This window comes from Streptomyces sp. NPDC007896, from assembly GCF_042959425.1.
Lineage (GTDB): Bacteria > Actinomycetota > Actinomycetes > Streptomycetales > Streptomycetaceae > Streptomyces.
Genome location: NZ_JBIBKX010000017.1, coordinates 77,496 through 98,928, shown reverse-complemented (window position 1 = coordinate 98,928; position 21,433 = coordinate 77,496). Strand labels below are relative to the sequence as shown.

The window sequence follows — 21,433 nt, the reverse complement described above, 5'->3', positions numbered from 1 at the left end:
GAGTGAGGGGCGGGCGGGCGTCCGCTCGTCGGTCGCGGCGCGCTCACGTACGCAGCAGCAACTGGAACTCGAAGGCGTACCGCGAGGAACGGTAGATGTGCGTGCCGTACTCGACCGCGCGGCCGGTGTCGTCGTAGGCCGTGCGCTGCATGGTGAGCAGGGCGGCACCCGCCGGTTCGTCCAGCCGCTCGGCCTCCTCCGGCGAGGCGGAGCGGGCGCCCACGGACTGGCGGGCGCTGTGCAGGGTGATGCCGACGGCACGCATCATGCGGTACAGGCCGGTCGACTCCAGCCGGGCGGTGTCGACGTCCAGCAGCCCTTCCGGGATGTAGTTGCACAGGGCCGCGACGGGGCGGTCGTGAGTGAGGCGCAGCCGGTCCACGCGGTGCACCGCGCCGCCTTCGGCGATGCCCAGGGCTGCCGCGACCTCGGCGGACGCGGGCTCGACCGCGTTGTGCAGCACCTGGGTCGTGGGACGCTGTCCGGCGTTCTCCAGGTCGTCGTAGAGGCTGCTGAGCTCCAGGGGGCGTTTGACCTGGCTGTGCACCACCTGGGTGCCCACGCCCCGGCGGCGGACCAGGAACCCCTTGTCGACCAGGTTCTGGATGCCCTGACGGACGGTGGGGCGGGACAGGCCGAGGCGGCCCGCGAGCTCGACCTCGTTGCCCAGCAGGCTGCCCGGGCTCAGCACACCACGCTGGATCGCGGCCTCCAGCTGTTGGGCGAGCTGGTAGTAGAGCGGTACGGGGCTGTTGCGGTCCAGCGCGAAGTCCAGGCCCACGGGCATGGCGGCCGCTGCTCGTGGGGATCGGGCGGTCCGGCGGACGGGAACCCTTGCCATCGCATCGTCCTGACGGTCGGTCCTGAGGACGGCCGGTGCGGGAAGCGAGGAGATCTGTCCCCGCACCGGCCGCCGCTGCGAGTCAGGAGTGGCTGGGGAAGCCGAGGTTGATGCCCGCGTCGGCCGGGTCGGGCCACCGCGTGGTGATCACCTTGCCCTGGGTGTAGAAGGCGATGCCGTCGTTGCCGTAGATGTGCAGGTCGCCGAAGAGGGAGTCCTTCCAGCCGCCGAAGGAGTGGTAGCCGACGGGCACCGGGATCGGCACGTTGATGCCGACCATGCCCGCCTGGACCTCCAGCTGGAAGCGGCGGGCGGCGCCGCCGTCCCGGGTGAAGATCGCGGTGCCGTTGCCCCAGCGGGAGGCGTTGATGAGCTTGATGGCCTCGTCGTAGGTGTCGGCGCGCACCACGCACAGCACCGGGCCAAAGATCTCGTCCTTGTAGGCGTCCGCCGTCACCGGGACCTTGTCGAGCAGCGAGACGCCGAGGAAGAAGCCGTCCTCGTGGCCGTCGACGGAGTAGCCGGTGCCGTCGACGACGACCTCGGCGCCCTGGGCCGCCGCGCCGGCGACGTACGACGCCACCTTGTCGCGGTGCTCGCGCGTGATCAGCGGGCCCATCTCGGAGGCGGGGTCGTCGCCGGGGCCGATGCGCAGGTTCTTCGCCCGCTCGGCGATCTTGCCGACCAGCTCGTCGCCGGTGTCGCCGACCGCGACCACGACCGAGACCGCCATGCAGCGCTCGCCGGCCGAGCCGTAGGCGGCGTTGATCGCCTGGTCGGCGGCGAAGTCCAGGTCGGCGTCGGGCAGGACGAGCATGTGGTTCTTTGCACCGCCCAGTGCCTGTACGCGCTTGTCGTGCTCGACGCCCTTGAGCTGGATGTACTTGGCGATGGGCGTGGAGCCGACGAAGGAGACCGCGACGACGTCCGGGTGCTCCAGGAGACGGTCCACCGCGACCTTGTCGCCCTGCACGATGTTCAGCACACCGTCCGGCAGCCCGGCCTCGGAGGCCAGCTCGGCGAGCCGGAAGGAGGCGGAGGGGTCCTTCTCGCTCGGCTTGAGCACGAAGGCGTTGCCGCAGGCGATGGCGAGCGGGAACATCCACATCGGCACCATGGCCGGGAAGTTGAACGGCGTGATGCCGGCGACGACACCCAGCGGCTGGCGGATCGAGGCGACGTCGACCCGGGTCGAGACCTGCGTGGACAGCTCGCCCTTGAGCTTCTCGGCGATGCCGCAGGCCAGCTCGACGATCTCCATGCCGCGGGCGACCTCGCCGAGCGCGTCCGAGTGCACCTTGCCGTGCTCGGCGGTGATCAGCTCGGCGATCTCGTCGCGGTGCGCGTCGAGGAGTTCGCGGTACTTGAAGAGGATCGCCGTGCGCTTGGCGAGCGAGGCGTTGCCCCAGCTCTCGTACGCCGACTTGGCGTTGGCGACGGCGGCGTCCACCTCGTCGACCGAGGCGAAGCCGACCTGCTTCTCCTGGGCGCCGGTGGCCGGGTTGTAGACGGGGCCGAAGCGTCCGGAGGCGGACTCGACGGGCTTGCCGCCGATCCAGTGGGTGATGGTCTTCATGGTGCGGGGGCCTTTCGGTGGCGGGGCAGGCGAAGAGGTCGGGATCAGAGGTGGCGGCGGCGGGCGGCGACGTGGCCGTCGTACCGTTCACGGGCGGCCGACGCGGCATCGCGGGAGGCGACTTCGGCGACGGGTACGTCCCACCAGGCCGCGGCCGGCGGTGCGGTGGGCATCGGGTCGGTCTCGACGTAGACGCAGGTCGGCCGGTCCGAGGCGCGCGCGGCGGCCAGGGCGTCGCGCAGTTCCCGTACGGTCTTGGCGCGGATGACGTCCATGCCGAGGCTGGCGGCGTTGGCGGCGAGGTCCACCGGGAGCGGGGCCCCGGAGAACGTGCCGTCGGCGGCGCGGTACCGGTAGGCGGTGCCGAAGCGCTCGCCTCCGACCTCCTCGGAGAGGCCGCCGATGGAGGCGTAGCCGTGGTTCTGGATCAGGACCAGGTTGACGGGCAGGCCCTCCTGGACGGCGGTGACGATCTCGGTGGGCATCATCAGGTAGGTGCCGTCGCCGACCAGCGACCAGACGGGCGTGCCGGGGGCGGCCTGCTGGACGCCGATGCCGGCCGGGATCTCGTAGCCCATGCAGGAGTAGCCGTACTCCAGGTGGTACTGGCGCGGGCCGCGCGCCCGCCACAGCTTGTGCAGGTCACCGGGGAGCGAGCCGGCCGCGTTGATGACCACGTCGTCGTCGCCGACGACGGCGTCCAGGGCGCCGAGGACCTGCGTCTGGGTGGGTACGGCGGAGTCCTCCGCCCGGTAGGCGGCCTCGACGACCTCCTCCCAACGTGCTTTGCCCGCGCGGTACTCGGCCTCGTACGCCGCGTCGACCCGGTGGCCGGACAGCCCCTCCGCCAGCGCCTCGAGACCCGTCCGCGCGTCCGCGACCAGCGGCCGGGCGGCGAGCTTGTGGGCGTCGAAGGCGGTGATGTTGAGGTTGACGAAGCGGACGCCCGGCTGCTGGAACAGTGTGTTCGAGGCGGTGGTGAAGTCCGTGTAGCGGGTGCCGACCCCGACGATCAGGTCGGCGGTGCGGGCGATGTCGTCGCAGACCGCGGTGCCGGTGTGGCCGATGCCGCCGAGATCGGCGGGGTGGTCGTGACGCAGCGAACCCTTGCCCGCCTGGGTGGAGGCGACCGGGATGCCGGTGGCCTCGACCAGGGCCTTGAGCGCTGCCTCGGCCTCGCTGTGGTGCACTCCCCCGCCGGCGACGATCAGGGGGCGCTCGGCGGCGCGGATCGCCCGTACGGCTTCGGCGAGTTCCAACGGATCGGGGGCGGGACGGCGTACGCGCCAGACGCGCTCGGCGAAGAACTCCTCCGGCCAGTCGTACGCCTCCGCCTGCACGTCCTGCGGCAGGGCGAGGGTGACGGCACCGGTGTCGGCCGGGTCGGCCAGCACCCGCATCGCGTTCAGCGCGGCCGGGATCAGCATCTCCGGGCGGGTGATCCGGTCGAAGTAGCGGGAGACCGGGCGCAGTGTGTCGTTGACGGAGACGTCGGCCTCGACGGGGTGTTCCAACTGCTGGAGCAGGGGGTCGGCGGAGCGCGTCGCGAAGTAGTCGCCGGGCAGCAGCAGTACGGGCAGGCGGTTGATCGTCGCGAGGGCGGCGCCGGTGACGAGGTTGGTGGCACCGGGGCCGATGGACGTGGTCACGGCCTGCGCGCAGAGGCGGTTGAGCTGGCGGGCGTAGCCGACCGCCGCGTGCACCATGGACTGTTCGTTGCGGCCCTGGTGGAAGGGCATGGTGTCCTCGCCGGCCTCCAGGAGGGCCTGGCCGATGCCCGCCACATTGCCGTGGCCGAAGATGCCCCAGGTGCCGGCGATCAGCCGGTGGCGCACGCCGTCGCGCTCGCTGTACTGCGCGGACAGGAAGCGCACCAGCGCCTGGGCTGTCGTCAGGCGACGGGTGGTGGTGCTCATCAGGACCTCTCGGGGGCGGTGTAGAGGGGCAGGCGGGGGTCGACCGGCCGCTCCGGCCAGGTGTCACGGATCCAGGCGTGGTCGGGGTGGTCGCAGATCAGCCAGGCGCGGTCGGTGCCGGGGCCCGCCATGACGTTGAGGTAGTACATGTCGTGGCCGGGCACGGCCATGGACGGCCCGTGCCAGCCGTCGGGGATGAGGACGACGTCGCCGTCGCGCACCTCGGCCAGCACATCGGTGTTGGCGCCGTGACCCGAGGGCGAGACGCGCTGGTAGCCGAGGCCGGGCGTGCCCTCGTGGGGGGCGAACTCGAAGTAGTAGATCTCCTCGAGTTCGGACTCCTCGCCGGGCCGGTGCTCGTCGTGCTTGTGCGGCGGGAAGGAGGACCAGTTGCCGCCGGGGGTGATCACCTCGACGGCGATCAGCTTGTCGCACTCGAAACCCTGTCCATCACCGCCTCCGGCGGGGGCTGCCGCGCCGAAGTTGTTGACCTGACGGGAGCAGGAGCCGGTGCCGCGCAGTTCGACGGGGACGCAGGAGGCGGGCCCGTAGCGGGCGGGCAGCCGGCGGGTGCAGCGGGCGCCGGTGAGCGCGAACCGGCCGCCGTCGCGCGAGGCGATCGAGACCTGGGCGTCGCGGGGCACGTACGCGAAGTCGCTCACCCCGCTGAAAACGCTCTCGCGCCCGGCGAGCCGGAACGTGTCGCCGCCGACCGCGACGGTGCAGCCGCCCGAGAGCGGGAGCACGATCCACTCGCTGTCGCCGGTGTCGAAGGCGTGCCAGCCGCCGGCGGGCAGTTCGAGCACCCGCAGGCTGGAGTGGCCCCAGCCGGCCGACTCGGGAGTGACGTCCACGGCGTAGACGTCGGCGGCGGCCTTGCCCGCGGGCAGATGGTGCGTGGTGGTCATCGGAAGTGGCTCCTCTACGGGAATCAGAGCGGGCCTTCGGGAGGCGGCGAGTCGGCGCGGGCGGGGTGGGAGTCAGAGCAGGCCGACCGCGGTGTCCACCGCGGTCTCCACGCTGCCCTCGGCGGGGTAGAGCAGCGAGCGGCCCACGACCATGCCCTGGACGGTGGGCAGCCGCAGGGCCTTGCGCCATCTCTCGTACGCGCCCTCCTGGTCGCCGCCGACCTCGCCGCCGAGCAGTACGGCGGGCAGGGTGGAGGCCTCCAGTACTCCGGCCATGTCGTCGGGGTCGTCGGTGACCGGGAGCTTGAGCCAGGTGTAGGCCGAGGTTCCACCGAGGCCGGAGGCGATGGCGATGGACCGGGTGACGGCCTCGGCGCTCAGGTCGTTGCGGACCTTGCCGTCCACCCGGCGGGATATGAACGGCTCGACGAACAGCGGCAGTCGGCGGGCGGCCATGTCGTCGATGGCGCGCGCGGTGGTCTGCAGGGTCTCCAGGGAGCCCGGGTCGTCGTAGTCGATGCGCACCAGCAGCTTTCCGGCGTCGAAGCGCAGCCGCTCGATGTCCTGGGCGCGGTGGCCGGTGAAGCGGTCGTCCATCTCGAAGGACGCGCCGGACAGGCCGCCGCGATTCATGGAGCCCATCACGACCTTGTTCTCCAGAACGCCCAGGAGCAGCAGGTCCTCCAGGATGTCGGCGGTGGCGAGCACCCCGTCCACCCCGGGCCTGGCCAGCGCGACGCAGAGGCGTTCGAGGAGGTCGGCGCGGTTGGCCATGGCCAGGCGGTGCTCGCCGACGCCGAGGGCGCCGCGCGCGGGGTGGTCCGCGGCCACGATCATCAGGCGGCCGCTGTCGCCGATCAGCGGGCGGCGGACCCGGCGGGCGGCCGCTTCGGCGATGGCCTCCGGATGCCGGGCGCGCACCGTGGCGAGGTCGGGGATGCTGATGCTCAAGACAGGCTCCGTTCAGGGGGTGGCGTCGGTCAGCCGCGCGCGAGGAGGTCCTCGACCTCGGACTCGGTGGGCATCGCGGAGGAGCAGGCGAGACGGGAGGCGACGAGCGCGCCGGCCGCGTTGGCGTACCGGATGGTCTTCTCCAGCTCCCAGCCGGACAGCAGACCGTGGCAGAGCGAGCCGCCGAACGCGTCTCCGGCGCCGAGGCCGTTGACGACCTCCACCGGGACCGGCGGGACCTCGGCGACGGTGCCGTCGCGGTGGACGGCCAGGACTCCCTTGGGGCCCTGTTTGACGACGGCGAGTTCCACGCCGGCCGCCAGCAGGGCTTCGGCGCAGGCGCGGGGTTCGCGTACGCCGGTGGCGATCTCGCACTCGTCGAGGTTGCCGACGGCGACGGTGGCGTGGCGCAGGGCCTCGGCGTAGTACGGGCGTGCCTCGTCCGGGTCGGACCAGAACATGGGCCGCCAGTCGAGGTCGAAGACGGTGGTGCCGGACTTGGCACGCGCCTTCAGAGCGGCGAGCGTGGCGGAGCGGCTGGGCTCCTCGCTCAGGCCGGTGCCGGTGATCCAGAAGATGCGGGCCGCGCGGATCGCGAAGAAGTCCAGCTCGTCGGTCCGGATCTCCAGGTCGGGTGCCTTGGGCCGCCGGTAGAAGTAGAGCGGAAAGTCGTCCGGCGGGAAGATCTCGCAGAACGTGATCGGCGTGGGGTAGGCGTCGACGGGCGTGACCCAGCGGTCGTCGACGCCGAACTCCTTGAGTGCCTGGTGGAGATAGGTGCCGAAGGGGTCCTGTCCGGTGCGGGTGATCACCGCGGTGGACCGGCCGAGGCGGGCGGCGGCCACCGCGACGTTGGCCGCCGAGCCGCCGAGGAACTTCCCGAAGGACTCGACCTGCGCGAGCGGCACACCCGTCTGCAGGGGATACAGATCGACGCCGATGCGTCCCATGGTGATGACGTCGAGGGATTCGGCGTCGAAGGATTCAGCGGACTCAGGCATGCGTGACGCTCCTGATGCGTGGGATGCGGGCAACGGGGCGCCCGGTGCCTCTTAGGTGTAGGACCCACGGCCCTCCGCTGTCAAGACTTTGTACTGACATTCGGACCTGCTCAGGAAATGATGTCTTAACAAAGTATTGACAGGGGGGTGCGTCAGGGACTTGTATCCCGTCCCAACGAAGCAGCCGCGTCACCCGCATCGACCCGGACGCCCTGTCCGAGCCCCGCACGGGCCCAGCGCCCCGGCGCCGTCCCGTTCCCTTTCCCCTGTCGCACAGTGAGGTGCTGGAAAGATGGACCGCACGTTTCACCCCCGTACCCGCAGAATCGCCCCGCTCGTCGCGACCGCAGCGGCATCCGTGCTGCTCATAGCCGGCTGCTCCAGCAGCTCCGGCGGAAAGAAGTCCGAGGAGAGCGGGGCGGCGGTGTCGGCCGGCAAGGCCGGCACGCCCCGCATGACAGTCGCGCTGGTCACCCACCAGGCACCCGGCGACACGTTCTGGGACATCGTCCGCAAGGGCGCCGAGGCTGCGGCCGCCAAGGACAACGTCAAGCTGGTCTACTCCGCCGACCCGAACGCGGGCAACCAGGCCAACCTGGTCCAGAACGCCATCGACCAGAAGGTCGACGGCATCGCGATCACCCTCGCCAAGCCGGATGCCATGAAGGACGTCGTGAGCAAGGCGACGTCGGCCAAGATCCCCGTGGTCGGCCTCAACTCGGGCGTCAGCGACTGGCAGAAGCTGGGCCTGATGGAGTTCTTCGGCCAGGACGAGACGGTGGCGGGTGAGGCGCTGGGCAAGAGGCTGAACTCGGAGGGCGCGAAGAAGGCCGTCTGTGTGATCCAGGAGCAGGGCAACATCGGACTCACCCAGCGCTGTGACGGCGTGAAGAAGACCTTCAGCGGCAAGACGGAGACGCTGTACGTCAACGGCACCGACATGCCGTCCGTGAAGTCGACGATCACCGCCAAGCTCAAGCAGGACAGCGCGATCGACTACGTGGTCACCCTCGGCGCCCCGTACGCCCTGACCGCGGTGCAGTCGGTGGGCGACGCCGGGAGCAAGGCGAAGATCGCCACGTTCGACCTCAACAAGGACCTGACCGGGGCCATCAGCAAGGGCACGATCCAGTTCGCGGTCGACCAGCAGCCGTACCTGCAGGGCTACCTGGCCGTCGACTCGCTGTGGCTCTACAAGACGAACGGCAACTACAGCGGCGGCGGCGAGCAGCCGATCCTGACGGGCCCGGCCTTCGTCGACAAGTCCAACGTCGACGCCGTCGCCCAGTTCGCCGCGAAGGGCACCCGGTGATGAGCATGGCCCAGCAGGCTGAGCCGGCGGTGACCACACCGCCGGCCCCCGGCCCCAAGGAGACCGACGGCCGGACCGCGCAGCGCTCCCTGACGCTGCGGCTGCTCGCCCGCCCCGAGGTCGGCGTCTTCCTCGGCGCCGTGGCGGTGTTCGTCTTCTTCCTGATCGCCGCGCCGTCGGTGCGCTCCGGCAGTTCGATGGCGACCGTGCTCTACCAGTCGTCGACGATCGGGATCATGGCACTGCCCGTGGCCCTGCTGATGATCGGCGGCGAGTTCGACCTGTCGGCCGGTGTCGCCGTGATCACCTCGGCGCTCACCGCCAGCATGGTCAGCTACCAACTGACCATGAACGTCTGGGTGGGCGTGATCGTCGCGCTCATCGTCTCGCTGGCGGTCGGCGCCTTCAACGGCTGGATGATGGTCCGCACCGGGCTACCGAGCTTCCTGGTCACGCTCGGCACCTTCCTGATCCTGCAGGGCGTCAACCTCGCGGTGACCAAGCTGATCACCGGTAACGTCGCGACCGACGACATCAGCACCATGGACGGCTTCGACCAGGCCAAGAAGGTCTTCGCGTCCTCCTTCGACGTCGGCGGCGTCCAAGTGAAGATCACCATCGTGTGGTGGCTGGTCTTCGCCGCGATCGCCACCTGGGTGCTGCTGCGCACCAAGTACGGCAACTGGATCTTCGCCGTCGGCGGCAACCAGGACAGCGCCCGCGCCGTCGGCGTACCGGTCACCTTCTCCAAGATCACGCTGTTCATGCTGGTCGGCTTCGGCGCCTGGTTCATCGGCATGCACCAGCTGTTCTCCTTCAACACCGTGCAGTCCGGCGAGGGCGTCGGCCAGGAACTGATCTACATCGCCGCGGCGGTGATCGGTGGCTGTCTGCTGACCGGCGGCTACGGCTCCGCGATCGGCCCGGTCTTCGGTGCCTTCATGTTCGGCATGGTCAACCAGGGCATCGTGTACGCGGGCTGGAACCCCGACTGGTTCAAGGCCTTCCTCGGCGTGATGCTGCTCGGCGCCACGCTCATCAATCTGTGGGTCCGCCGCGCGGCGACCCGGAGGTGAACCGACCCATGACAACCAACGGATCCGGACCCGCCGGCGCCATCCTCCCGGACGCTCCGCCCGAGGACGGCACCGCCCCGATCGTCGAACTGCGCAGCGCCGGGAAGGCGTACGGCAACATCCGTGCCCTGCACGGAGTCTCCCTCGCCGTCCACCCCGGCCAGGTGACCTGCGTCCTCGGCGACAACGGCGCCGGCAAGTCCACCCTCATCAAAATCATCTCCGGCCTGCACCAGCACACCGAGGGCGAATTCCTCGTCGACGGCGCCCCGGTACGCTTCTCCACCCCGCGCGAGGCCCTCGACAAGGGCATCGCCACCGTCTACCAGGACCTGGCGACCGTGCCGCTGATGCCGGTGTGGCGCAACTTCTTCCTCGGCTCCGAGATGACCAAGGGCCCCTGGCCGATCCAGCGCCTCGACATCGACCGCATGAAGAAGACCGCGGACGAGGAACTGCGCAACATGGGCATCGTCCTCGACGATCTCGACCAGCCCATCGGCACCCTCTCCGGCGGCCAGCGCCAGTCGGTGGCCATCGCCCGCGCCGTCTACTTCGGCGCCCGAGTGCTGATCCTCGACGAGCCGACCGCCGCCCTCGGCGTCAAGCAGTCCGGCGTCGTGCTCAAGTACATCGCCGCCGCCCGCGACCGCGGCCTGGGCGTCATCTTCATCACCCACAACCCGCACCACGCGTACATGGTCGGCGACCACTTCAGCGTGCTGCGCCTGGGCACCATGGAACTCAGCGCCGCCCGCAGCGAGGTCAGCCTCGAAGAGCTGACCAACCACATGGCCGGCGGCGCCGAACTCGCCGCGCTCAAGCACGAACTGGCCCAGGTCCGCGGCGTCGACGTCGAGGAACTCCCCGAAGCCGAGGACCTCAAAGCACCCGTGGCGGCCACTCCCGAAGGGACCTCCTGACATGACCGCTCCCCTGGACCGCATCCGGGTCGGCTCCGCACCGGACTCCTGGGGCGTCTGGTTCCCCGACGATCCCCAGCAGGTGCCCTGGGAACGCTTCCTGGACGAGGTGTCCGAGGCCGGCTACTCCTGGATCGAACTCGGCCCCTACGGCTATCTGCCGAGCGACCCGGCCCGGCTCACCGCCGAGATCGACAAGCGCGACCTGAAGGTGTCGGCCGGTACGGTCTTCACCGGGCTGCACCGCGGACCGTCCGTCTGGGACTCCACCTGGGAACACGTCAGCGAGGTCGCCGCGCTCACCCAGGCCATGGGCGCGAAGCATCTGGTGGTCATCCCCTCCTTCTGGCGCGACGACAAGACCGCCGAGATCATCGAGCCGCCTGAGCTGACCGCCGAGCAGTGGGCCCACCTGACCAAGGGCATGGAACGGCTGGGCCACGAGGTCAAGGAGACCTTCGGCCTCGACATCGTCGTCCACCCGCACGCCGACACGCACATCGACACCGAGGACCACGTGGAGCGCTTCCTCGACTCCACCGACTCCGACCTGGTCAACCTGTGCCTGGACACCGGGCACTACGCCTACTGCGGCGGCGACAGCGTCAAGCTCATCGAGACGTACGGCGAGCGCATCGGCTATCTGCACCTCAAGCAGGTCGACCCGGCGATCCTCGCCGACGTCGTCAAGAACGAGGTGCCGTTCGGTCCCGCCGTGCAGCGCGGTGTGATGTGCGAACCCCCGTCCGGCGTACCGGAGTTGGAGCCGGTGCTGGTGGCCGCCCAGCGTCTGGGCGTGGAGCTGTTCGCCATCGTCGAGCAGGACATGTACCCCTGCGAGCCGGACAAGCCGCTCCCGATCGCCGTACGCACCCGCAAGTTCCTGCGCTCCTGCGGCGCCTGACCCGTCCGGCGCCCCGCCCGCATCCGCCCGCACCCGGATGTCCACTCCGTGAGGCGGCCTCGTCATCCCGATGAGGCCGCCTCAGGCGTGCAAGGGTGTCGTCCGGATCGCCCCTCAGCCGAGAATGCCCTTGGTCTCCAGGTACTCGTGGAAACCGAACTCGCCCCACTCCCGGCCGTTGCCGCTCTTCTTGTACCCGCCGAACGGACAGCCGAAGTCGAACGCGTCGTTGATCGCGACCCATCCCGCCCGGATGCGACGCGCCACGGCACGCGCCTTCTCCAGGTCCGCACCCGCCACATAGCCGGCGAGGCCGTACTCCGTGTCGTTCGCGATCTCGACGGCGTGGTCGACGCTGTCGTAGCCGAGGATCGTCACCACCGGCCCGAAGATCTCCTCGCGGGCGACGGTCATGTCGTTCGTGACCCGGGCGAAGACGGTGGGCTTCACGTAGTAACCCTTCTCCAGCCCGTCCGGGCGTCCGGTGCCGCCGGCCACCAGGGTGGCGCCCTCGTCGATGCCCTTCCGGATCAGCGACTGGATCTTCTCGAACTGGGCCCCCGAGACCACCGGCCCCATCACGAAGTCGCCATGGGGGTCGCCCACGGTGATCCCGGACGCGGTCTCCCGGGCGATGGTGATGGCTTCGTCCATACGGGCGGCGGGGACGAGCATCCGTGAGGGCGCGCTGCACGTCTGCCCGGAGTTGCCCATCATGTTGGCCACGCCCTTGCCGACGTTCTCGGCGAAGTCCTCGTCGTCGAGAACGATGTTCGGGCTCTTGCCGCCCAGTTCCTGGGTCACCCTCTTCACCGTGGGCGCGGCGTTCCTCGCGATGTCGATGCCCGCGCGCGTCGAACCGGTGAAGGAGATCATGTCGACGTCCGCGTGGCCGGCGAGCGGCACCCCCACGCCGAGGCCGTCGCCCTGGACGAGATTGAACACCCCGGCGGGAACGCCCGCGGCATCCAGGATCTCGGCGAAGATCTGCCCGGTGAAGGGCGACTTCTCCGACGGCTTGAGCACCATGGTGCAGCCGGTCGCCAGCGCCGGGAACACCTTCACGGCCATCTGGTTCAGGGGCCAGTTCCACGGGGTGATCAGCCCGCAGACGCCGATCGGCTCCTTCACGACCAGTGTCGCTCCGCGCCGCTCCTCGAACACGAAGTCCTTCAGCACCGCGATCGCCGTGGTCAGATGCCCGGCTCCGAGGCCCACTTGGAAACCGCCCGCGAGCGCGGCCGGCGCGCCCATTTCCTCGGTCAGCGCCGCGGCGAGGTCACCGGCCCGCTTCTGGTACACGTCGAGGACGTTCTGGAGTACCTCGACCCGCTCCTCGCCCGTGGTCGTCGACCAGCCGGGGAAGGCCCGCCGGGCCGCCGCGACCGCCCGGTCGACGTCGTCCGCCGAACCTTGGGCCACCTTGCCGCAGACCTCCTCGGTCGCGGGATTCACGACCTCGAAGGTCTCCGCCCCGGCCGGATCGGTCCACCGGCCGCCGATGTAGAACTTCGCATACTCCCGCATGGTCACTGCGTCCCTTCCGCGTACCAGGTCCGGAACTCGTCGTAGCTCGGCATCTCTTCCGAATTCGCCTTGGGGTCGACCGCGACGTGCACGACTCCCGGCCTGCCACTGGCGTAGGCGCGCTTGATGGCGGGGGCGATGTCCTCGTCCCGTTCGACGTACTCGCCGTGGCAGCCGAAGCCTTCGGCGACCTTGTCCAGGCGCGTGTTCTTGCTCCAGTGCACGCCCGTCTCCAGCGACCCCTGGCCGAAGGTGCGTTTGTAGACGCCCACTTCGAGGCCCCAGGCGTAGTCGACGCCGACGACGCAGACGAGCGGCAGGTTCAGACGTGCGGCCGTTTCCAGTTCGGCGATGTGGAACTGGAACGACGAGTCCCCGGTGATCAGCATCAGGGGCCGCTTGCCGCCCTCCGCCACCGAGGCGCCGATCGCGTAGGGAAGTCCCGTGCCCAGATGGCCGAAGTTCTGGTTCCACATCACGTCATGGGGCTTGGCCTGCGAATACGTCCAGCCGAAGATGGTCGTGGCGCCGCCGTCGCGGACCATGATGCCGTCCTTCGGGAAGACCTTGGTCGCCTCGACGATCAGTCGTGCGGGATGCACGGGTGACATGCCGGAGGGAGCCGTCTCCGCGAGCTCCGCGAGGTGGGCCGCGTCCTGTTTGATCCAGCCCGCGAGCTCCGGAGTCGCAGTGCGCGGTGTGTCCTCGAGCGCGTCGACGAGTTGCGGGACGACCGCGCGCAGGTCGCCCACCAGTGGGACGTCGACCGAACGGTTCACGCCGATGGCCTGGGGATCCTGCTCGACGAGGATCCACCTGCGGTTCGCCTCGTTCGCGACCCAGTGCCGCCCGCGTCCGTAGTGGACCGGCTCACCGAGTTCGGTGCCGATGGCCAGACACAGGTCGGACTTCACCACCGCGTCGATCGCCGCCGCCGAGAAACCGTAGGGGAACGTACGGTCCTCGAGTCCCGCGATGTACGAAGTGCCGCCCGACGTCTGGATGACGGGGCAGGCCATCGCCTCGGCGAGCGCCCTGACCGGTTCCCCGGCACGGGAGGTGTGAACTCCGTGCCCCACGAGGAGAATCGGCTGCTTGGCCGCGCGGATGAACGCGACGGCCTCGGCGACCTTGTCCGGGCCGGCCGTCTGGCCCACCAGGCGATAGCCCTCGGGCGGCAGCGCCGGGGGTACGTCGAGGTCTTCCTGGATCACATGGGAGGGGTATTCGATGTAGACCGGGCCCGGTGTCCCCGACAGTGCCTTGCGCAGGCCCTCACGGATCACCTCGTCGGTCTGGTCGGCGTACTCGATGCTGGCGGAGTACTTGACCGAGGGCTCGAACAGCGCGGCCTGCTTGACGAACTGGATGCGGCCGCGGCGCACCCGTTGTTCCGTGATCCGTGCGCGCTGGCCCCCCAGGAAGACGACCGGTGAGTTCTCGACCTTGGCGCACATCATGGCGCCGGCCAGGTTGGCGACCCCCGGGCCCAGCGTGCCGATGCACACCGCGGCCTTTCCGGTCATGCGCGAGACCGCCTCCGCCATGAAACCGGCGGACTCCTCGTGGTGCGGGGCGACCACGTTCCAGCCGCGCTCCTCGGCAAGGTGGAACATGTGGACGAAGTTCGGGTCGGGTATGCCGAAGATGGTGTTGATGCCCTCGGCCTCGAAGAGTTCGAGAATGCGTGCAAAGACTTTCGTCACCGTGTTACCCCTTCACTGTGCCTGGCCATCGCGAAGCTGTTGCGGATGTGGTCGACATGGGCCGAGGGGACGACCGGCAGGATCCAGGGGTCTTTCGTGTCGCGGATGGCGGCGAGTTCCTCGCCGACCTGCTCGATCGACCATGAGGGTCGGTACATGCCCGGGGTCTCGGCGACGAAGGCCCGCGCCACCCGGCCGGCGATCGACACCAGCATCTCCCCGGTGACCGAGCAGGACTCGTGGGCCAGCCAGCCCACGACCGGAGCCGTCAGCTCCGGTCCCATCGGCGGATAGGCCGAGGTGTCGATGCCCTCGGCCATCCTCGTCACGGCGCCGGGGACGATGACGTTGCACTTCACGCCCGCGGCCGCGCCCTCCAGGGCCACCACGTTGGACAGCCCGATCATCCCGGCCTTGGCCATGCCGTAGTTGGCGACGCGGTGGTTGCCGTACAGGCCGCCGATCGACGAGGTCAGCACGACGCGGCCGTAACCCGCCTCGCGCATCAGCGGGAACGCGGGCCGTACGACATGGAAGGCGCCCCGCAGATGGACGTCCAGGACGGCGTCGAAGTCCTCGTACGTCATCTCGGTCAGCGGCGCCGAACGGACGATGCCCGCGTTGTGGACGAGGACGTCGATCCGGCCGTAGTGGTCGAGCGCCGACTCGACGATCGCCTGCCCGCCCTCGGCCGTCGCCACGGACTCGGCGCACGCGACGGCCTCACCACCGGCCGCCGTGATCTCCCGGACCACCTCGTCCGCGGGACCGGTGTCGCCGCCGTCCCCGGTCAGGCTCCCGCCGGGGTCGTTGACGACGACCTTCGCTCCCTTCGAGCCGAGCAGCAGGGCGTAGGCGCGCCCCAGCCCCCGGCCGGCGCCGGTGATCACGGCTACACGGTCGTCGAATCTGAGTTCGGGCATGAGGTGTTCCTCTCGCGGGGCGCGCGGTGCGGGACAGGGCTCGTCAGTCGTTCAGGACGAGGCCGCGCATCTCGCCCGTGTCGCGCCATGCCTGGAGCAGGTCCTCCAGGGCGTAGAAGCCTGGCCAGTAGGGTTCGCCCAGGTGTGAGCGGATCTGCTGCTCGCCCTCGTTGTTGTAATAGCCGGGCGTGCACTCCCGTTGAAAGGTGGTGTTGTCGACCGCGGTCTCCCGGACGGTCGCGCACCACTGGTCCTGCGCTTCCTCGGTGGGCTCCACGGTCGAGGCGCCGCGCGCCAGGGTCTCTTTGATGATGTAGGCGATGTGCTGGGCCTGCTGTTCGAACATCGCCGTCGTGCTCGCGGTCACCCCGCCCTGGAGGAAGCCGGTGAAGAACTGGTTGGGGAAGCCGTGGCTCATGACGCCGTGCAGGGTGCGGTAGCCCTTGGCCCAGTGGTCGTAGAGCGACAGCCCGGCGCGCCCGGCGAACGGCCGGATGCCGAGGCGGCGGTCGAGGTCGGTGGTGATCTCGAAGCCGCTGGCGAAGATGATGCAGTCCACCTCGTGCTCGACGCCGTGGGCGATGATGCCCTTCTGGGTGATGCGTTCGACGCCCTTGGTGTCCGACACGTCGACGAGGGTGACGTTCGGGCGGTTGAAGGTGGGCAGGTACTCGTCGTTGAAGCAGGGCCGCTTGCACAGGAAGCGGTAGTAGGGCTTCAGCGCCTGGGCCGTCCTCTCGTCCTCGACGACGGCGTCGACGCGGTCGCGCAGGCGCTGCATCGCCCGGTAGTCCTGAATCTCCCTGAGCTCCATGAACTTCTCCGGATCCGCCAGCGCGGACCAGCCGTCGGTGGCGTCCAGATGCGCGGCCAGATTGCGGCTGACCTCGGTCCAGCCGTCGCAGACCAGGTCCGGCTGGCCCGGCGCGAAGGCCTCGAACGCCGCGGTGTGGAAGTTGCGCTGCCGCTCCTTCTGCCAGCCCGGCTCCAGCGTCTTCACCCATTCCGGGTCGGTCGGTACGTTGCCGCGCTCGTCGATGTACGAGGGCGTGCGCTGGAACACGTAGAGGTGCCGGGCGAAGCGGGCGAGGTGCGGGACCACCTGGATGCCGCTGGCTCCCGTGCCGATGACGGCGACCCGCTTGTCGGCGAGCTTGTCGAGCCCGCCGCTCATGTCGCCGCCGGTGTACGCGTAGTCCCAGCGCGCCGTGTGGAAGGTGTGCCCCCGGAAGTCCGTGATGCCGGGGATTCCGGGGAGTTTCGGCCGGTTGAACGGGCCCTGGCACATGACGACGAAACGGGCGCGGATGTCGTCGCCCCGGTTGGTGCCGATCCGCCAGCGCCCGATCGACTCGTCCCACTCCATGGAGCGGATCAGGGTGCTGAGGATCGCGTGGTCGTAGAGCCCGAAGTGCTTCCCGATGCGCTGACAGTGCTCGAAGACCTCGTCCCCGAAGGAGTACTTCTGCTTCGGGATGTAGCCGACCTCTTCGAGCATGGGCAGATAGCAGTAGCAGTCCGTGTCGCACTGGATGCCCGGGTAGCGGTTCCAGTACCAGGCACCGCCGAAGTCACCGCCGAGTTCGATGATCCGGAAGTCGGTGACGCCTGACTGTTTGATCCGCGCCGCGGCGATCAGGCCCGAGAGGCCGCCGCCGAGGACCGCCACGTCGATGTCCTGCGAGATCGGGGGCCGGGGTACGACGGGCGTGTACGGATCGGCCTCGTAGTACTCCTCGAACTCGCCCTCGGCCTCCAGGTACTGCTTCTGCCCCTCGCCGCGCAGGCGCTTGTCGCGCTCCAGCAGGTACTTCGCCCTGAGGGCCGCGTGGTCTGTCTGAGGCGTCTGTGTCGGTGCGCATTTCGGCATGCGAAGTCCTCGGCTCGGGCGGTCACTCGGGTCGTTCGTCCTCAGGGCATTTGGGGGGCGGGATTCAGACGAGGTCGCGGGGCTCGCCGGTACCCATGTAGGTGGCCAGGTTGTGGTGCAGGTTCACGATGCTGCGCTCGCGGTACGGGTTGGGCTTCGGGCCCGAGAAGCCGCGGGCCTTCATGCCCTTCTGGACGGCGGCCATGTTGGTGAAGTCCTGCGGCAGGACCGTGCGCCAGTGCGGGGCGTCCTGCGGCGTGTACACCCACTCGGTCGCCGGCTCCTCGCCGGGCGGGTACAGCTCGTACACGGCGACCTCGAAGACGCACTTGTCGGGGTCGTAGCCATGGGGCCGGGCGCTGTAGCACAGCATGTTGTTCAGCGCGTGCCCGATCTGGAAGTTCGGGAAGATCTGCCAGGCGGTGCCGCTCTTCGCGACGTGCGCGGGTTCCACGGTCGGCCAGCTCACACCGCGCTCGGCGTCGGTGCGCCGGGCCGTGTCCAGCCAGTGCCTGAGCACGTCGGCGGCCGTGGCGTCCTTGGGCACTTCCTCGACCAGCCGGTTCGCCGCGTCGACCAGGGTCTGGGTGGTGTTGGTGTTCGCGTTCGCCCAGGTGAAGTTCTGCAGCTCGGCCGTGGACTCGCGGGGGTCGGTGCCGCCGCCGATCCGCAGCTTCGCCTGGTTCTCGTCCAGGCCCTTGGGCGCGTCGTAGCCGATGTTGCTGTGCTTGCCCTGGGCCCTTGACCAGCCGAGGAAACTGCCGAACTTCATGAACTCCGGGTGGGTGTACGGCACATGGTAGGTCTCCATGAACGCCTCGAGGGCGGTCTTCCAGTTGCAGTCGAAGACGAGCCAGCGACGCCACCGGTAGCGCATGTTCTCCAGCTGGAAGGGGTCGAGCAGGGTGGCCGCGGGCTCCAGATAGTCGCGCAGCGGTTCGCACTCCGGGTCCATGTTGATCCAGATCCAGCCACCCCAGGTGTCGACCTCGACCCCGCTCAGGCCGGTGTTCCCCGCGGACAGCCCGCACGGCCAGTCCTCCCGTTCGGGCACATGGGTGCACTGACCGTCCAGGTTGTACCGCCACCCGTGGAACCCGCAGACGAACCGCCTGCCGCGGCCGCGGGCGTCCCTCTTGCCCGGCGGGGTGTCGAGGAGGCGGCGCCCCCGGTGCGAGCAGACGTTGTGGTAGGCGCGGAGCGTGTCCGGCGCCGTGCGTACGACGATGACCGAGTCGTCGAGGATCTCGTAGGTGAGGTAGTCACCGACGTCGGGGAGTTCCTCGACACGCCCGACCTGTTGCCACACCTTGGTCCACAGCTTGTCCCGCTCGGCCCGGGCGTACTCCTGCGAGATGTACGCCTCCACACCGATGGTCAGCGGCTGCGACAGGGCTTCGTTCTCGGCGGTTTCGCTCATGACATTCTCCAGCCCGCGTCAGCGCGTTATGGCGGCTCGGAACGACTCGTCCTTGAGGAAGAGAGAGGTGTTGTCGGCGGCCAGGTGGGTCCATTTGAGATTGAGGCCGCCGTCGACCAGCAGGGTCTGGCCGGTGATGTACGTCGACAGGTCGGAGAGCAGGAAGAGAATGGCCCCCGCCTGTTCCTCGGGGCGGCCGCGTCGTCCCATCGCGATGGCGCGGCGGTCCCGCTCGGCGTCCTCGTCGACGTACGTCCCCGAGGCCGGCGTCTCGGTCACGCCGGGCGCGATGGCGTTCACCCGGATGCCGTCCCCGGCCAGTTCGACGGCCATCGTGCGGGTCGCCGCCACCAGCGCCGCCTTGGCCGTGCCGTAACCGATGTGCAGGGGCGCCGAGTTCATGCCGCTGATGGAGGAGACCGAGACGATCGACCCCGGCCGGCCCCGCGACGTGAGCTCGGCGGCGACCGCCTGGCTCATGAAGAACATCGTTTCGAGATTCTGGGTGAACAGCGCGCGCCAGTCCGCCCGGGTCACCCGGGTCGAGGGCATCCAGGTCGACGGTGCGGCGCCGCCGGCGACGTTCACGAGGCCGTGCAGGTCGCCGGCGGTCCGGCCGACCTCCTTCATCACGAGCGCGATGCCGTCGTCGGTGGAGGCGTCGGCCGCGACCGGCACGACCGCGAGGCCCTCCGCCGCCAGCGGCGCGACATGCTTCTCGAGGTTCTCCGGAGAGCGGCTCACCGCGACGACGGTCGCCCCGGCACGGGCGACCATGCGCGTCACCGAGGTGCCGATGCCCCCGCCCGCCGCACCGCTGACGATGACGACACGTCCGTCGAGGCCCAGGAAGTCCTGCGTCATGGCGCGGTTCCTCCTGTCTCGCGCAGGGCCAGCACGCTGCCGTCGGCGTCGGCGGAGACGTAGAGCGTGCCGTCCGGCCCGGCGGCGATGCCGGCGAAAGGGCCCTGGGGCCCGGAGAACGGCGGCAGCCCCCGCAGCGGTTTGGGGGTCACGCCGGGCGGCGCGCCCACCGGCAGGTCACGGGCGAGGGTGTGCCGGACCTTGCTCTCGAGATCGACGCCGATCACCGCCTTGGCGCCGGTGTCGACGATGTAGAGCCGTCCGCCGCGCACCAGGATCCCCTGGGGTTTCTCCAGGCCGTCCACCACCGTGTCCACGCCGGCACCGGTGACCGCGACGATCCGTCCGGCGCCCGATTCGGAGACCAGGCAGCTGCCGTCGGGTCCGAACGCCACACCGAGCGGCTGGTTCAGGCCGGAGGCGAGTTCCTCGACCTGGCCGGACCTGATGGACAGCACACGGCCGGTGCCGAACTCGGCGGTCACCACGGCCCCGTTCGGAGCGACCACCACGCCGTAGAGCTGGTCGAGGTCCTGTGCCAGTACCTCGCTCTCCCTGTTCTCGGGCGAGTAGCGCGCGACCTGGCCGCCCGAGGTGGTGACGACGAACTCGCCCCCGCCGACGGCGGTCACCCCGCGGACGAAGCCCGGATAGCCGGGGGTGAAGAGCATCCCGAGTGTCTGCAGCTCACCGCCGGGGCGCAGGGCGTAGAAGAAGGTCCCGTCGGCGACGTAGAGGGTGCCGTCGTCGCCCACGGTCAGATCCAGCGGCCAGTTGAGGCCACCGGGCAGCGTGGTCCGGGTCTCTCCGCCGCCCAGGATCTCCGTGATCTCGCCGGTGAAGTTCGAGACGAACAGCCGGTCGCCCACGAAGGTGCAGTTGTCGAGACCGGGGTTCAGGGCGGCCAGCACCGTGCGCGCGCCGCTGCGGGGATCGATGCGCAGCACCTCGCCGGTCGCCACCTGGGTGGAGACGATGTAGCCCTCGGAGTCGAACTTCACGGAGTCGGGGACGCCCAGGTCCCCCACGACCCGTTCGGGCTCGCCGCCGTCCGGATGGATCCGCCAGATGTCGTTGGTGCCCATCACCGGGTAGTAGAGGAGGCCGTCGGGGCCGACCTCCATGGCGTTGGGCATCGCCACGTTCTCGAGCATCACGCGGGGTGCGCCGCCGTTCGGATCGAGCTCCAACAGGCGCCCGCCGATGCGGCATTCGCCGATGAACAGGCGGCCCTGGTGCACCGTGATGCCGTTCGCGCTGGGGAGGTCGTCGCACAGGACGCGCGTACGGCCGTCGGCGCCGCGCACGCTCACCCGGCCGTCCATGACCTCGGTGGCGTAGAGGTCGCCCTGCGGGCCGAAGGCCACGTCGTCCGGCGCGATGATGTCGCCGCCCTTGGCGCTGATGGTCTCCAGGCGGCCCGTCCCGACGTCGATGGCGCTGATCTGACTGCCGGTCACCTGCGCCACGTAGACGCGGCCGTCCGGACCGGTGCGCAGACCATTGGCGCCGAACAGGCGGCTGGGTGGGGTGAGTCGTTCCAGACTCCAGCCCTCGGCGAGGGTTGTCGATGTGGCGCTGGTGTAGCGCGCCCCTGGCAGCAACATGGTGGCGGACTCCCGGAGACCTCGTCGTTGAGGTGAATGAGCTTCTCCATATAGAGAATCTCACTCTCATTTCAATCTAGCGTTTGTTAGGGACGCAGGCAATGGAAA

17 protein-coding genes are annotated in these 21,433 nt (G+C 69.8%); 4 read left to right on the top strand and 13 right to left on the bottom strand.

Features of this window, described 5'->3' with window-relative positions:
• Positions 1–43 precede the first annotated feature (43 nt).
• The 6 genes from ACFZDJ_RS41705 to iolC form a co-directional block, all read right to left on the bottom strand.
• Entirely contained in the window at positions 44–787 is a 744-nt protein-coding gene (locus tag ACFZDJ_RS41705; RefSeq protein ID WP_282189986.1) for a GntR family transcriptional regulator, read from the bottom strand.
• A 136-nt stretch (positions 788–923) separates the two neighbouring features.
• Positions 924–2,417, bottom strand: a complete 1,494-nt coding sequence (locus tag ACFZDJ_RS41700) for a CoA-acylating methylmalonate-semialdehyde dehydrogenase (protein ID WP_390933336.1) — start codon at positions 2,415–2,417, stop codon at positions 924–926.
• A gap of 44 nt (positions 2,418–2,461) precedes the next feature.
• On the bottom strand, positions 2,462–4,333 hold the full coding sequence (gene iolD, locus ACFZDJ_RS41695; RefSeq protein ID WP_391067053.1) for a 3D-(3,5/4)-trihydroxycyclohexane-1,2-dione acylhydrolase (decyclizing): 1,872 nt from the start codon (positions 4,331–4,333) through the stop codon (positions 2,462–2,464).
• The gene (iolB, locus tag ACFZDJ_RS41690; RefSeq protein ID WP_168505813.1) at positions 4,333–5,241 is read right to left on the bottom strand and encodes a 5-deoxy-glucuronate isomerase; all 909 of its coding nucleotides are present in this window, start codon (positions 5,239–5,241) and stop codon (positions 4,333–4,335) included. Before iolB ends, iolD begins: the two co-directional genes overlap by 1 nt.
• Before the next feature lie 72 nt (positions 5,242–5,313).
• Positions 5,314–6,192 (bottom strand): deoxyribose-phosphate aldolase, encoded by an 879-nt coding sequence (locus ACFZDJ_RS41685; RefSeq protein ID WP_097283329.1) that lies wholly within the window; start codon positions 6,190–6,192, stop codon positions 5,314–5,316.
• Between the two features lie 29 nt (positions 6,193–6,221).
• Positions 6,222–7,193, bottom strand: coding sequence for a 5-dehydro-2-deoxygluconokinase (gene iolC / locus ACFZDJ_RS41680; RefSeq protein ID WP_385382957.1), 972 nt, complete (start codon positions 7,191–7,193; stop codon positions 6,222–6,224).
• A 292-nt stretch (positions 7,194–7,485) separates the two neighbouring features.
• Between iolC and ACFZDJ_RS41675 the strand changes: the two genes are divergently transcribed.
• The 4 genes from ACFZDJ_RS41675 to ACFZDJ_RS41660 are packed head-to-tail and all read left to right on the top strand — an operon-like array spanning position 7,486 to position 11,408.
• On the top strand, positions 7,486–8,505 hold the full coding sequence (locus tag ACFZDJ_RS41675) for a sugar ABC transporter substrate-binding protein (RefSeq protein WP_385382960.1): 1,020 nt from the start codon (positions 7,486–7,488) through the stop codon (positions 8,503–8,505).
• Positions 8,505–9,581, top strand: a complete 1,077-nt coding sequence (locus ACFZDJ_RS41670) for an ABC transporter permease (RefSeq protein ID WP_168505817.1) — start codon at positions 8,505–8,507, stop codon at positions 9,579–9,581. The genes ACFZDJ_RS41675 and ACFZDJ_RS41670 overlap by 1 nt, the downstream gene beginning before the upstream one ends.
• 8 nt (positions 9,582–9,589) lie before the next feature.
• The gene (locus tag ACFZDJ_RS41665; RefSeq protein WP_099925887.1) at positions 9,590–10,504 is read left to right on the top strand and encodes an ATP-binding cassette domain-containing protein; all 915 of its coding nucleotides are present in this window, start codon (positions 9,590–9,592) and stop codon (positions 10,502–10,504) included.
• 1 nt (position 10,505) lies between these two features.
• Complete coding sequence (locus ACFZDJ_RS41660) at positions 10,506–11,408, top strand: sugar phosphate isomerase/epimerase (protein WP_168505819.1); 903 nt, start codon at positions 10,506–10,508, stop codon at positions 11,406–11,408.
• Positions 11,409–11,522: 114 nt separating this feature from the next.
• Here ACFZDJ_RS41660 and ACFZDJ_RS41655 read toward each other — a convergent pair whose 3' ends face one another.
• The 7 genes from ACFZDJ_RS41655 to ACFZDJ_RS41625 all read right to left on the bottom strand — a co-directional run bounded on the left by ACFZDJ_RS41655 (position 11,523) and on the right by ACFZDJ_RS41625 (position 21,325).
• Positions 11,523–12,935, bottom strand: a complete 1,413-nt coding sequence (locus tag ACFZDJ_RS41655) for an aldehyde dehydrogenase family protein (RefSeq protein ID WP_391067050.1) — start codon at positions 12,933–12,935, stop codon at positions 11,523–11,525.
• A gap of 2 nt (positions 12,936–12,937) precedes the next feature.
• Positions 12,938–14,641 (bottom strand): thiamine pyrophosphate-dependent enzyme, encoded by a 1,704-nt coding sequence (locus ACFZDJ_RS41650; protein WP_391067047.1) that lies wholly within the window; start codon positions 14,639–14,641, stop codon positions 12,938–12,940.
• Positions 14,638–15,564: an SDR family NAD(P)-dependent oxidoreductase gene (locus tag ACFZDJ_RS41645; protein WP_391067044.1), complete on the bottom strand. Its 927-nt coding sequence runs from the start codon at positions 15,562–15,564 to the stop codon at positions 14,638–14,640. Before ACFZDJ_RS41645 ends, ACFZDJ_RS41650 begins: the two co-directional genes overlap by 4 nt.
• A gap of 43 nt (positions 15,565–15,607) precedes the next feature.
• A complete protein-coding gene (locus ACFZDJ_RS41640; RefSeq protein WP_391067041.1) occupies positions 15,608–17,434 on the bottom strand; it encodes an NAD(P)-binding protein in 1,827 nt (608 codons plus the stop codon).
• 64 nt (positions 17,435–17,498) lie between these two features.
• Positions 17,499–18,854 (bottom strand): SRPBCC family protein, encoded by a 1,356-nt coding sequence (locus tag ACFZDJ_RS41635; RefSeq protein WP_391067039.1) that lies wholly within the window; start codon positions 18,852–18,854, stop codon positions 17,499–17,501.
• An 18-nt stretch (positions 18,855–18,872) separates the two neighbouring features.
• Positions 18,873–19,718 (bottom strand): SDR family oxidoreductase, encoded by an 846-nt coding sequence (locus ACFZDJ_RS41630; RefSeq protein ID WP_391067036.1) that lies wholly within the window; start codon positions 19,716–19,718, stop codon positions 18,873–18,875.
• Positions 19,715–21,325 carry an SMP-30/gluconolactonase/LRE family protein gene (locus tag ACFZDJ_RS41625; RefSeq protein WP_391067034.1) on the bottom strand — a complete coding sequence of 537 codons (1,611 nt, stop codon included), beginning with the start codon at positions 21,323–21,325 and terminating at the stop codon, positions 19,715–19,717. Before ACFZDJ_RS41625 ends, ACFZDJ_RS41630 begins: the two co-directional genes overlap by 4 nt.
• Positions 21,326–21,433 lie beyond the last annotated feature (108 nt).

What these genes read in the sequence shown, in the direction of transcription:
- ACFZDJ_RS41705 (WP_282189986.1), bottom strand. Translation starts at nt 787, where the DNA reads ATGCCCGTGGGCCTGGACTTCGCGCTGGACCGCAACAGCCCCGTACCG.
- ACFZDJ_RS41700 (WP_390933336.1), bottom strand. Translation starts at nt 2,417, where the DNA reads ATGAAGACCATCACCCACTGGATCGGCGGCAAGCCCGTCGAGTCCGCC.
- iolD (WP_391067053.1), bottom strand. Translation starts at nt 4,333, where the DNA reads ATGAGCACCACCACCCGTCGCCTGACGACAGCCCAGGCGCTGGTGCGC.
- iolB (WP_168505813.1), bottom strand. Translation starts at nt 5,241, where the DNA reads ATGACCACCACGCACCATCTGCCCGCGGGCAAGGCCGCCGCCGACGTC.
- iolC (WP_385382957.1), bottom strand. Translation starts at nt 7,193, where the DNA reads ATGCCTGAGTCCGCTGAATCCTTCGACGCCGAATCCCTCGACGTCATC.
- ACFZDJ_RS41675 (WP_385382960.1), top strand. Translation starts at nt 7,486, where the DNA reads ATGGACCGCACGTTTCACCCCCGTACCCGCAGAATCGCCCCGCTCGTC.
- ACFZDJ_RS41670 (WP_168505817.1), top strand. Translation starts at nt 8,505, where the DNA reads ATGAGCATGGCCCAGCAGGCTGAGCCGGCGGTGACCACACCGCCGGCC.
- ACFZDJ_RS41665 (WP_099925887.1), top strand. Translation starts at nt 9,590, where the DNA reads ATGACAACCAACGGATCCGGACCCGCCGGCGCCATCCTCCCGGACGCT.
- ACFZDJ_RS41660 (WP_168505819.1), top strand. Translation starts at nt 10,506, where the DNA reads ATGACCGCTCCCCTGGACCGCATCCGGGTCGGCTCCGCACCGGACTCC.
- ACFZDJ_RS41655 (WP_391067050.1), bottom strand. Translation starts at nt 12,935, where the DNA reads ATGCGGGAGTATGCGAAGTTCTACATCGGCGGCCGGTGGACCGATCCG.
- ACFZDJ_RS41645 (WP_391067044.1), bottom strand. Translation starts at nt 15,564, where the DNA reads ATGCCCGAACTCAGATTCGACGACCGTGTAGCCGTGATCACCGGCGCC.
- ACFZDJ_RS41640 (WP_391067041.1), bottom strand. Translation starts at nt 17,434, where the DNA reads ATGCCGAAATGCGCACCGACACAGACGCCTCAGACAGACCACGCGGCC.
- ACFZDJ_RS41635 (WP_391067039.1), bottom strand. Translation starts at nt 18,854, where the DNA reads ATGAGCGAAACCGCCGAGAACGAAGCCCTGTCGCAGCCGCTGACCATC.
- ACFZDJ_RS41630 (WP_391067036.1), bottom strand. Translation starts at nt 19,718, where the DNA reads ATGACGCAGGACTTCCTGGGCCTCGACGGACGTGTCGTCATCGTCAGC.
- ACFZDJ_RS41625 (WP_391067034.1), bottom strand. Translation starts at nt 21,325, where the DNA reads ATGTTGCTGCCAGGGGCGCGCTACACCAGCGCCACATCGACAACCCTC.